General features: G+C 44.5%; 8 protein-coding genes. 5 read left to right on the top strand and 3 right to left on the bottom strand.

The window, feature by feature from the left end; all coding sequences use genetic code 11:
• Window positions 1-2074, top strand: a 2074-nt coding sequence (locus tag AC4II3_RS27610) for a glycosyltransferase family 39 protein (protein WP_490722965.1), incomplete at its 5' end; no start/stop codon positions are given.
• Window positions 2075-2273: 199 nt separating this feature from the next.
• Complete coding sequence (locus tag AC4II3_RS27605) at window positions 2274-2738, top strand: hypothetical protein (RefSeq protein WP_488017118.1); 465 nt, start codon at window positions 2274-2276, stop codon at window positions 2736-2738.
• A gap of 729 nt (window positions 2739-3467) precedes the next feature.
• Here AC4II3_RS27605 and AC4II3_RS27600 read toward each other — a convergent pair.
• Window positions 3468-3620, bottom strand: a complete 153-nt coding sequence (locus AC4II3_RS27600) for a hypothetical protein (RefSeq protein WP_488015214.1) — start codon at window positions 3618-3620, stop codon at window positions 3468-3470.
• A gap of 159 nt (window positions 3621-3779) precedes the next feature.
• Here AC4II3_RS27600 and AC4II3_RS27595 point away from each other — a divergent pair, with 159 nt between their 5' ends.
• Window positions 3780-3929 (top strand): hypothetical protein, encoded by a 150-nt coding sequence (locus AC4II3_RS27595; protein ID WP_488015216.1) that lies wholly within the window; start codon window positions 3780-3782, stop codon window positions 3927-3929.
• An 82-nt stretch (window positions 3930-4011) separates the two neighbouring features.
• Here AC4II3_RS27595 and AC4II3_RS27590 read toward each other — a convergent pair whose 3' ends face one another.
• Window positions 4012-4266 carry a hypothetical protein gene (locus AC4II3_RS27590; RefSeq protein ID WP_070391754.1) on the bottom strand — a complete coding sequence of 85 codons (255 nt, stop codon included), beginning with the start codon at window positions 4264-4266 and terminating at the stop codon, window positions 4012-4014.
• Between the two features lie 574 nt (window positions 4267-4840).
• Here AC4II3_RS27590 and AC4II3_RS27585 point away from each other — a divergent pair.
• Together AC4II3_RS27585 and AC4II3_RS27580 are read left to right on the top strand one after the other, a co-directional pair.
• A complete protein-coding gene (locus AC4II3_RS27585; RefSeq protein ID WP_488015218.1) occupies window positions 4841-8206 on the top strand; it encodes a tetratricopeptide repeat protein in 3366 nt (1121 codons plus the stop codon).
• 353 nt (window positions 8207-8559) lie between these two features.
• Complete coding sequence (locus tag AC4II3_RS27580; protein WP_488015220.1) at window positions 8560-9753, top strand: HhoA/HhoB/HtrA family serine endopeptidase; 1194 nt, start codon at window positions 8560-8562, stop codon at window positions 9751-9753.
• Here the strand turns inward: AC4II3_RS27580 and AC4II3_RS27575 are convergent.
• On the bottom strand, window positions 9750-11072 hold the full coding sequence (locus AC4II3_RS27575) for an ATP-binding protein (RefSeq protein ID WP_488015222.1): 1323 nt from the start codon (window positions 11070-11072) through the stop codon (window positions 9750-9752). The genes AC4II3_RS27580 and AC4II3_RS27575 overlap by 4 nt on opposite strands.
• Between the last annotated feature and the right edge of the window lie 97 nt (window positions 11073-11169).

The raw sequence follows: 11169 nt of genomic DNA, 5'->3' as shown, positions 1-11169 counted from the left end.
TGCCTATTGCCTATTGCCTATTGCCTATTGCCTATTGCCTATTGCCTATTGCCTGTTCCCTATTCCCTGCTCCCTGTTCCCTGCTCCCTTAAAACCAATTATGTACTTAAAAAAATCCCAAACTTTTTTATTACTACTGCTGTGGATTACGATTGGGACTTTGCTGCGCTTTGCTGGTCTAGGGGTTTTACCTCCTTGGACTGATGAATGTGCGACAACAGTATTTAGCTTGGGCAACAGTTTTTACTCGTTACCTCTGAATCAGTTTATGGGAGTAGAAACTCTATTAAGCCCACTACAACCGTCTGCTGATGCTGGCATTAGTGATGTTATTCATTATTTATTAACGGAAAGTACCCATCCCCCAGTTTATTTTGCTCTGACCCATCTGTGGCTGAAACTATTCCGATTAGAGGATGGTATAGTTTCCATTTGGGCAGTGCGATCGCTTTCTGCTTTATTGGGAGTAATCTCGATTCCTGCTATCTTTTGCCTAGGTCGGCTGGCCTTTCGCTCACTATTGGTAGGTCACATAGCAGCAGCAATGATGGCTGTTTCCCCTTTCGGGATTTTCCTAGCTCAACAGGCTCGTCATTATACTCTTGCTATTTTGCTGGTGATGGCATCTCTGGGTTGCTTGGTGAAAGCGGTAGAGTTAATCCACCGTGGTGAACGGTTGCCCAGTTGGCTAGGGTTAGGGTGGGTGGGAGTGAATAGTCTGGGGATTGCTACCCATTATTTCTTTATCTTGACGTTAGGTGCGGAAGCGATCGCATTATTCGGACAAGCTTGGCGACAAACTCAGCAAGACCGACTAGCTTTGATCAAACCTTACTGGTGGCGGATTTATGGAGTAGCTATGGGTTCCTTAGCCGGATGTTTAGTGTGGATACCGGCCTTACAAGCTATTCATGATAGTCCCCCTACCCAATGGATTTATAGCCAAAATGCGATCGCACGATGGATTGAACCCATAGGACGATTCCTACTATGGCTGTTCAGTATGGTGTTACTGCTACCCTCTTCTTTCTATGACCTATCCCTAGGAATAGTGATTGTTTCCGGTATAGTTACGTTAATCCTAGTGGTTTGGATAGTATCCCGTCTCCGCTATGGACTGAAATTGCAGCAACTCGATCACCATAACCGTTTCGCTATCACAATCCTAAGGGAGTATGTCTTAGCAGCAATTGGGTTATGTTTAGTCTTGACCTGGGGTTTCGGTATAGATTTAAGCACAGCCCCTCGTTTTCACTTCGTCTACTTTCCAGCAGTAATCCTGTTGGTGGCAGCAAGCTTAGGTGGTTGTTGGAATAAAACTGATCATTCCGCAGTTTTCAAGGGATCCCCCCTAACCCCCCTTAATAAGGGGGGGAAAGAGTACGGAAGTCTTAATCAGAGGCAGACAGAGCTGGGATCCCCCCTAACCCCCCTTAATAAGGGGGGGAAAGAAGAGGGAGTAGGGAACAGGGAGCAGGGAGCAGGGAGCAGGAACCCACCCCTAACCCCTCCCAGGAGGGGAACACAGGAAAGTGGAAGAAAATCCGATATACCTGATCGGGATGAAAACAGCTATAAGTCTTACTTTGGAAAAAGGATAGTTGTAGCGGTCTGGTTGATTGGGTTGTTGGGTGGATTAGTGACAGTCTCGAATCTTGGTTATCTTCAAAACGAGCGCCCGGATCTACTCGTGTCTATTGTTAAGGAAGCAAGTGAAGCGCCGGTTGCGATCGCAACCACCTACAAACACCATGGACAGACCGGGCGCATGATGGGATTAGCTTGGGGATTGAAAGGTATGGCTGTTGCTAATGGTTCTAATGGCAATTCCAGGGATTTTCCCCAATTTTTCTTAGTAGGTCGTGACCGGAATAGTTCCAGTTATGAAGATGCTGTCCAACAATTGCAACAACAATTAAAGGAATTGCCACGACCACTAGATTTATGGTTAGTCAATTTCCGTACCAAAGTTGACCTAGACTCTCAGCAATGTTTTCGAGAAAAGCGCTCTCGAAAGTGGGCTGGTCAATATAGTTATAAGCTTTATCGATGTGTTGGGGAAAATCGAAACTGATCCGTTCCAGAAACGAGCAACATTATAGTAAAGTACTGAGGGAGCATGTGACTGATGCATAACACTTATGCAGAGCATTTGTACTAAAGCTGTAAGCATATGCTTACCTTTGACCTGCTCCCAAGTACAGAGATAGTAACCAAATATCTAAAAAACGGTTACCAATGAATGTTTAGTATTTCAAAGGAAAAAACAAAAAATGAATCGTATTTACACAGTTTGTTTGAGTTTTGCTTTGGCCGTGATCATACTTTTTAGCGGTGGAGTAGCTTTTGCCAGCAAACTACCTGAACTCGGAACCTACGTTTCTGAAAACAACAAGTTCAAAATCGAGATTACCGAGACAAATTCAAAGATTGGTCAAATCACCGCTGTTTATACTACAAATTGCAGTCCTGTAGGATCATTTAGCAAAAGTGGTAATATCGGGAATTTCTCTTGGGTCACTAATAAGGAGAAGGGTCGGTCTTACGATACCCCTCCTTTTTCCATAGGTTTCACCGTAGTAAAACGGCCTTCTGGTTTCCCTTATGCTATTCGTGATGCATGGGCAGGTGCCTACCTAGACGGCAACAAGATCAAGATGGCGGGCGTGCGTTCCTATATCAATGGCGAGGGTGTTGTGAAAGTATCAAGCCTTGGAAAGTTGACGTTTTCTAAGTAAGATTTTCACAAACAAACAGTCGCGGATACATTTTTAACCTTTTCAAAGGCTAGCTGCTGTTGGTTATTTTCTACAAAAACATTGCAATATCTACAAAGATGAGTTAGACTTTAAGCATAGATTTAATTCCATTAAAGATACTTTGTAACTTAAATTAAAGCCGATAACCAAGGTTTTGGTAGTTACGTTAATTGTCCAGAGTGGAGTTTCATTTATGCGCTAAGCCGGGCTTCGTCTGGGTTTAGCCTTGGGAGATACCCCCTGGCTGCTTTGGCAGCTTGCAAAGCGTGAGCCAAGCTCTTCGTTTTGTAGATTTTGGTAGCTAAAAAGTATCGGAGCAATCAATAGAACGGTAGTCATTTGACTACCGTTTTTTTTACGATTTATCGCTATCTATAGCAGTTCTCAATTGTTTCCCCTTCCCTGCTCCGAACGCGCCCCGCGTGGCCCACGGCCTTAGTCACTACTCCCTACAAGGCAACACAAAAGTTCCTTACCCAATTCAGAAGTGTTATAAAAAGGTAAGCATTCAGCCTAATGCTGACAGGTGATTGCTTAAATAAAAAGATAAAACCTAGTCAAACTACCATGGATAAAGACACTAAATTTGCTTTACTAGTGATTGCTATTCCCCTATGTGGGTTAATATATTGTGGCTCAGCAATAGGACTGATGGTTTACAGCGAATATGTCAGAGAACATCCCTTGACATTTGGTACCCTCTTTTTACTAATTCCCTTCGCTACCGGAGCATTCATTTGGCTGAGAGCTTCCGCGAAAGCTTATCGAGTCAAGGGAATAGGGAACAGGGAACAGGGAACAGGGAGTAGGGAGTAGGGAGTAGGGAGTAGGGAGTAGGGAAATGGCATCAACAATTCTCACAATTCCTAAACTGATTACTATACCCTACTGAAAGACCAAGGGCGAACAAAATTAAACCTTAATAACCTTGGCCAAAAGGCCACGCTACGCGAACAACATCCTAATCTTAAACCTTGGCCAAAAGGCCACGCTACGCGAACAACATCCTAATCTTAAACCTTGGCCAAAAGGCCACGCTACGCGAACAACATCCTAACCTTAAACCTTGGCCAAAAGGCCACGCTACGCGAACAACATCCTAACCTTAAACTTCCCAAAAAAATAGCCGCAGAAATCTTTTCCACGGCTAGAGGTTTTGATGATGACTAAAATTTTTAAACCAAACCTAAACACAATCCCATGTCATGAGACCTAATGTTTCGGCCAGGGGGGTTACCCCCCCTAAGTTAGTTTAATCGATAATCAGGTACTTGGTCATCATGGTGATGAATTCCCCTGGGATCCCAGTGGGCTGAAGGGGGCTCCACTCCGAGATTTCCGCGTAACGCAGCGCATATAGGGTATGCATGGTCTTAAATATGGCCTTACGTGATCCTTTCAAAATGTGCTTAACTGGGTATTTTTTTGGAGAAGGTTCCTGAGGAGTATTAGCGGGAGTAATCTCTTCAGGATTGTTGTTTTCGTTTGGGATAAACTCTTCAGTCATCGTTAAAACCTTTGCTTGAAGTTTATACTATAATCATAACGATTATAATATTTATTGTCAAGGGGTTTTAGAAATTATTTTCTGAGGGGGTATTGAAAGAAATTGTACGGAATTAAGAATTAAGAATTGAGAATTAAGAATTGAGAATTGGGAACGGTTGCGTAGGGTGTGTTAGGGGCGGACTTGCCCTAATTTTTGGCTCAAGCGCCAGCCTTAGTATAGTCCGCCCCGTAACGCACCACCGGGTCAAACAGCCAAAGTAAAATTCACAAAAAAAATGTTAGCGTTCGCGTAGCGTCTCTTTCAGATAATCGCGTTTTTTTATGAGTATTTTTATCAAGATATCCGGAAACGTAAAATCGAAAAAATTGTAAATATATCAAAAAAAAATCTACTAATCGTAAATTAATTGTGATAAGTTTCATTACCTGTTCCCAGATCCGCTTTTCCCTGCTGCCTACTCTCTACTCCCTGTTTTTTTGGTTATACTAAACAAAGATATAATTTTAAGCATCTACAAATAATACTATATAGCTAACTAAAAGTGAATCGATCTTTTAACTAGCAAAGATTTATGAACCGAGCAGTTATATTAACCGCTATTCCTGCTGAATACGATGCTATTAAGGCTCATTTGAGCAATCTTCAAGAAGAGACACATGAACAAGGCACAGTTTATGAACTAGGACAGTTTTCAGCTAATGGTAAGTCCTGGGAAGTAGGAATTGTTGAGATTGGTCCAGGAAATGCCGGAGCAGCAATGGAAGCAGAAAGAGCGATCGCTCACTTCCAGCCTGATGTTGTTTTGTTTGTGGGAGTGGCTGGAGGGATTAAAGACGTCAAACTAGGTGATGTGGTCGCTGCTACCAAAGTATATGGTTATGAATCGGGCAAAACCAAACTAGACTTTGAACCTAGACCTGATGTAGGACAATCATCCTATGACCTGATTAACCGAGCTAAAGCGGAAGCCAGAAAACCAGATTGGTTAAAAAAGCTGACATCTGTTGAATCCCCTAATGTCTTAGTCGCACCGATCGCAGCTGGGGAAAAAGTAGTTGCTTCAAAGAAGTCCAGTACTTTTGAATTCCTGCGAAAGAACTATGGTGATGCAGTAGCAGTGGAAATGGAAGGCAGGGGTTTCCTTAAAGCTACTCATGCTAATCAACAGGTATCGGCACTGATTATTCGTGGCATTTCTGATTTAATCGATAGCAAGAGTCAAGCAGATGCTAATGGCTCCCAAGAAATAGCTGCACGAAATGCCAGTGCCTTTGCCTTTGAAATTCTGGCAAAGTTCGATATCCAGATTGGAAGAGGAAAAAAAAAATTAAATCCCCTCAGTAACATTACTAATCGTGGCACTCCTTACTTTGTGGGGAGACAAGATCAACTTGAGCAGCTCCATCGGGAACTTCAAAACAACGATAAACTAGCAATTTGTGCCATTGCCGGAATGGGCGGTGTGGGCAAAACCGAATTAGCTCTACAATATGGACTTAGATATCAGGATAAATACCCTGGTGGGTTGTGCTGGTTTCCAGTGCGCGGTGTAGATCTCGGGACTCAAATTGTCAGTTTTGGGCGTACCGAATTAGGATTAAGGATTCCAGATGGACTAGATTTAAACGAGCAGGTAAGATACTGCTGGGGGCATTGGCCAGAAGGAACAGCATTGATCGTGCTGGATGATGTCCCTTCTTTCTGCAATGACTATAAACAGATAATTGAACCCTACCTGCCTCCAGCCCAATCCCGTTTCAAAGTACTGATCACCAGTCGTCAGCGTCCAGGGGCTTCTTACCGACGAATTGACTTGGATGTATTATCCCCAGAGGCAGCATTGGAATTATTCCGTAGCCTTGTTGGTAAAGAGCGCATTGACAAGGAACTAAACGAAGCAGAAGCCCTATGTGAATGGTTGGGTTATTTGCCTTTGGGTTTGGAGTTAGTAGGACGATATCTAGATCTAGATCAGAATTTAACTATCGCTAAAGTTCAGAAACGTTTAGAGAAAAAGAAATTAGCAGCTAAGGGGTTACTATATCCAACAGAACAAGGGGAGATGACAGCCCAGTTGGGAGTAGCAGCAGCATTTGAATTATCCTGGCAGGAATTGCCACTAGAAGCCCAACAGTTGGGATGTCGTCTTAGTCTGTTTGCTCAAGCTCCTTTTGATTGGTTCCTGGTAGAGTCTTGTGTTCTTGAAACTGACGATGAAGAGGAATGGGAACAAGCACAAGAAGAATTGGAGGAGTTACGTAATCGCTTTCTAGTCAATCGTAATCTTTTAAAACTGACCGAACAGAAAACCTATCGCCTCCATCAATTAATTCGAGAATTTTTCCAGACCAAGTTGGCTCAGTTACCAGAGGCCGATCGCTACAAGCGAAGCTTTTGTGAAGCAATAGTTGCTATGGCCAAAAAAATTCCTTATTTTAGTCCTCGCGTTCATTATTATTTTACTAAATTCAAATATACCTCCTTGATCCTTCATTTAGCCGAAGCTGCTACAGTCCTAACTAACTTGCTGAGGCATGAAGATTTAAGAGGGCTCTTTATGGGCTTAGAAAGATGCTATCAAGATCAAGGTACCTATGACCAGGCTGAACTTTGGTATCTGGACTCTTTAGAGATAACTAGAAAGCTCTTGGGGCAGGAATATCTCTACTATCTCTATGTACCTACCATTCTCAACAACCAGGCCTTACTCTACCAATCTCAGGGGAGGTATGATCAGGCAGAACACCTCTTGCGCCAGGCTTTGGAGATGGAGTTGCGGCTGAGTAAGAAGAATCCCAAGCTATCCATCATTATCCACAACCTAGGATTATTACACCATGAGCAGGGGCGGTATGATGAGGCAGAACCCCTCTTTGTCCGGGCATTGGAGATGATAAAGCAGTGTTGGGGTCAGAACCATCCCCATGTGGCTACCACCCTCAACCACCTGGGACAACTCTATCATGATCAGGGAAGGGACCCTGAGGCAGAATCTCTTTTGGTTCAGGCATTGGAGATGAGAAACCAGCTGTTTGGTAAGGATCATCCTGAGGTAGCTGCCAGTCTCAACAACCTGGGAACACTCTACAGTTCAATGGTACGCTACCATGAGGCAGAATCCCTCTTTGTCCAGGCATTGGAGATGAGAAAGCAGCTACTGGGTGATGACCATCCCCATGTCGCTACCACCCTCAACAACCTGGCATTACTCTACAAAGCTCAGGGGCGCTACGATCTCGCAGAACCCCTCTTGGTTCAGGCATTGGAGATGACAAAGCAGTTGCTGGGTAAAGACCATCCCCATGTGGCCACCAGTCTCAACCACCTGGCAGGACTCTACAAAGCTCAGGGGCGCTACGATCTCGCAGAACCCCTCTTGGTGGAGGAATTAGAGATGATAAAGCATCGGCTGGGTGAGAACCATCCCGATGTAGCCCAAAGTCTCAACAACCTGGCAACATTCTATTTGGATCAGAGGCGCTACCATGAAGCAGAACCCCTCTTGGTACAGGCATTGGAGATGACAAAGCAACTGCTGCGTGAGAGCCATCCCGATATAGTTCAAAGTTTCAAGAATCTGGCAATACTCTACGATCCACAGGGGAGCTACCATCAGGCAGAACTCCTCCATCTGCAGGCATTGGAGATCACAAAGAAGCTGCTGGGTAAGAACCATCCCGATGTAGCCCAAAGTCTCAACAACCTGGCATTACTCTACCATTATCAGGGGCGGTACGAGCAGGCAGAACCTCTCTATGTCAAGGCATTGGAGATTGCACAACGGAAGTTAGGGTTAAATCATCCTGATACTGTAACCATCCGTGATAATAGGGAAATTGGGCGTAACCCCCATAATAATCCTGGATTTTTGAGGTATTTTCGGAATAAATTAGCGATTTTGTGCGATCTATTCACAAAACTGATCACTGACCAATGATCAAAATAAATTGTCATTTACACGAAGCGATTGACCGAAGGTCACGCTACGCGATGCTCCTTTGGAGCCGCTAAAAGCGATCGCATTCTCAACCCAACAACGAAACAATAGCCCTCTTTCCCAAATTCCTATCAAAAGCGCTATAATATAATATTACCCTATATTATTACCACACCCCACACCCCACACCCTACACCCCACACCTGAGGTCTTTGTCAAAAAACCTACCCTTATCAGAACTCCCCACCCGCTATTTCACCTAACTACACAATATTCTTCCGTCAACACTTCTCATTTTTCAGTAAAGTGTAAGTATATAGACCCCAAAAGCAATTAGTGAAATTACGAGAACCATGAGTTTATCCCTAAAGCAGCTGACCGTTTATCTGACATTGCTGGGCTTGGGCGGAGGTGCAGGGGTTTTGGGTAGTCGCTATCTCATGGCAGAGCAAGAGGTAATCAGACGCCCACAAATCGTTCCAGCAGTATTACAACCATTCACGCCACAACGATCAAGTGTTACACCCCAGAGAAACCTCAATTTCATTGCTAAAGCGGTAGAAAAAGTAGGTCCGGCAGTGGTGAGAATCGATGCAGCCCGTCAAGTATCACGGGATCTCCCACAACCGTTCCACAATCCCTTCTTTAGGCGCTTTTTTGGGGATGACCTGCCCATGCCACAACCGCGCATCGAGCAGGGCACCGGCTCAGGGTTTATCCTCAGCTCCGATGGACGCTTAATTACCAATGCCCATGTTGTAGAAGGCACAGAGGAAGTTAAAGTCACCCTAAAAGACGGTCGCAGCTTTGACGGTCAAGTGGTGGGCACTGACCCAGTCACCGATGTAGCGGTAGTCAAAATTGAAGCAACGGACTTGCCCACAGTCAACTTGGGTAAAGCAGAGAATTTGACCCCAGGAGAATGGGCGATCGCTATTGGTAATCCCCTCGGTTTAGATAATACTGTAACCGTCGGTATCATCAGTGCTTTAGGGCGCTCCAGTTCCCAAGTCGGGGTTCCTGAAAAACGGGTCAGCTTTATCCAAACGGATGCCGCCATTAACCCTGGTAATTCTGGTGGTCCGTTGTTGAATGCCACTGGTGAAGTGGTTGGGATTAACACCGCTATTCGAGCCAATGCCCAAGGCTTAGGGTTTGCTATCCCCGTGGAAACTGCGGAACGGATTGCTAATCAACTATTTTCTAAAGGTAAAGTTGAGCATCCTTACCTAGGCATTCAGATGGTGACCTTGACCCCAGAGTTGAGAGAAAAAATTAATCAAGACCAAGACTTTGACCTGAAAGTCAACCAAGATGATGGGGTTTTAATCGTCCGGGTGGTGCCAGGTTCCCCCGCCCAGAGAGCTGGTTTCAAAACAGGAGATATCATTAAAACCGTTGGGTCGAAACCCGTTAAAAATGCCACTGAGGTTCAGCAGGGTGTCGAAGCCTCAGAGGTGGGTGCCCAGTTAGAGGTGGAAGTGCTTCGTAACGGTAAGACCAAATTAATCAGCGTGCGACCAGGGGCTTTTCCCATGGAAAATTAGCATTCCTCTGCTTGTAAAAAATCAATAAACTGTCGTGCTGTTCTACCAGAGAAACCATTGGCTCGGATTGCCCACTGTAAAGCACGAGGTCTGATTTCACTAGGCTCAAGGGGGATTTGGGCTAGGGTAGCTAGATGTTGGACAATCTTCAAGTAGGTTTTCTGGTCAGCTTTCTCAAAGGTTAAGGTTAAGCCAAAGCGATCGCTAAAGGAAAGTTTCTCGTGAACCGTATCCCAACCATGGACCTCTTCATTGCTAGGACGGGGACGGTCTTCAAAGAATTCTCGAATCAAGTGTCGTCGATTAGAGGTGGCGTAAACCACAACATTGTCAGGTCGTGCTGTTAAATTCCCTTCCAAGATTACCTTTAAAGCTTTGTAGGAATCATTATCCTCTTCAAAGGATAAATCATCGATAAAGATAATAAATTTTTGAGGCTGGTCTCGCAATTGCTCCGTAATCACCGGTAAATCGATCATCTCTGATTTCGGGACTTCAATAATTCGCAATCCGCGCTCACCGTATTCATTTAACAACGCCTTGACCAAAGAAGACTTACCTGAACCGCGACTACCGTAAAGTAATACATTCAGGGCTCGGTAGCCTTTCAGCAGAAATTCTGTATTCTTGAGCAATTGCTTCCGCGCCGATTCATAGCCCACCAGCTCACTGAGCCTAATCGGATCTGGATTGGCAATACCAAACAACTGACCCGATTGCCAACGAAATCCTTGATAGTCAGCAAAAAGTCCAGTCCCAAACTCTCGATAGTATGCCGCGATCGCTTCCAAGCCATCAGCCCAATTGTCTAAATTGTTTAGTTTAGCTTGCAGCTCCTCTTGGCATCGACTACGTTTATCACTCTGGTCAGCTCCCGACCTTGATTGACTTGACTCACAATTCCAAGGCACCAGTTCAACCGGTAAAACAGATGCTCTTTTGACCCAGTTACAAAGTTGTTTACTGCTGCACTTATAGATATTTTGTAAAGCTTGTAAGTCATGACGAGCCGCGTCTACCAATGCTGGCGGTAATGTTTTTAATTCAAAACCTTGCACTTGCCTGGTAAAGGAATTATCAGCCCTAAGGATTTTTCTAAACAGATAATCTTGCCAACTTTGGTTTTGGCTAGCTAACCCTTGAAACCAGTCACCATAAGCTTTTAAACAACTGATGTCATCCACATCCCTGTTCACCATAGCTTCTAATAGTTTCAAAAAAGCTAAACCTACCCCTTCACTCAAGACTGATTGATAAACTAGCAACGATGCAGCTTGGTAGCGGAGGTTTTGAATTGAATCAATGGTTTGTTTATCCACGATAGGGTTTTGAGTTGGGTAAGGTTTTTAGGGAGCAGGGAGCAGGGAGTAGGGAGTAGGGAGTAGGGAGTAGGGAGTAGGGAGTAGGGAGTAGGGA

This window comes from Moorena sp. (genome assembly GCF_982860115.1).
Note: the sequence above shows the minus strand (reverse complement) of the source record. Positions and strands in the feature narration are given on the sequence as shown.